The organism is Polaribacter sp. BAL334 (assembly GCF_015767435.1).
In the GTDB taxonomy this organism is placed as follows: Bacteria; Bacteroidota; Bacteroidia; order Flavobacteriales; family Flavobacteriaceae; genus Polaribacter.
The window spans coordinates 1-836 of record NZ_JADWOV010000237.1; the positions used below are offsets into that span (position 1 = coordinate 1).

1 protein-coding gene is annotated in these 836 nt (G+C 34.1%); it reads left to right on the forward strand.

Translation table 11 applies throughout. The annotated features are described in order from the left end of the window. Positions 1-458, forward strand: a 458-nt coding sequence (locus tag IU405_RS15625; RefSeq protein ID WP_231749503.1) for a transposase, incomplete at its 5' end; no start/stop codon positions are given. Between the last annotated feature and the right edge of the window lie 378 nt (positions 459-836).

Here is an 836-nt window from a genome sequence, read left to right on the forward strand (position 1 = left end):
CCTCTAATAGAACGCATTTTTTTGGAGAAATCAAAAACAAAGAAATGATTTTATCTGCATTAGGAAACGAGGTTGCGAATGCATGGATGCAATCCATCGCAATTCGCCCTGATATGAACCTATCCTTGGGTGAATTTGTGGTAATGCCCAATCATTTTCATGGTATTATTTTTATTGGTGCCAATGATTTTAACATTCCTGGTAAAGACGCCATGCATGGCGTCTCTACCGTATTGGGAAATAAATTTGGGCCACAATCCAAAAATTTGTCCTCTATTGTTCGTGGATTTAAATCCTCGGTAACCACATGGGCGCGAAAAAACAACATTCCATTTCATTGGCAAGATCGATTTCACGTCCATATGATTCGAAATGCAACTGCATACAACCGCATTTCCAATTACATTATCAACAATCCTTCTCAATGGCAGGAGGATAAATTTTATTCTCAATTGTAAAAAAACGCATTTAGATACACCATGCAAGGCGTCTATAAACAATTCACAAATACCCAACGCTATTGCAGATTTGCATTCCTTGCCAATCCTAAATATCAACTAATGAAATAATTACAATCATAATAATTCTGTGAAACAAAAAAGAAATATTGAAAGAAGATTGTTATTTTAGCTGTTCAAAAAATAGTGTTGTGGGCACGGATTGCAAATTCGCTAACGAGAATAACGAAAATGACTCGTTGTTAAAAATGCAACTTTTCGTAACACAGATACGTTTTGCTTTAGTATAACCAACCACTGAAAAATGATAAAATTCTTTAGAAAGATTAGACAAAATATGATTAAAGAAAATCGAATAAGTAAATACATACTATATGC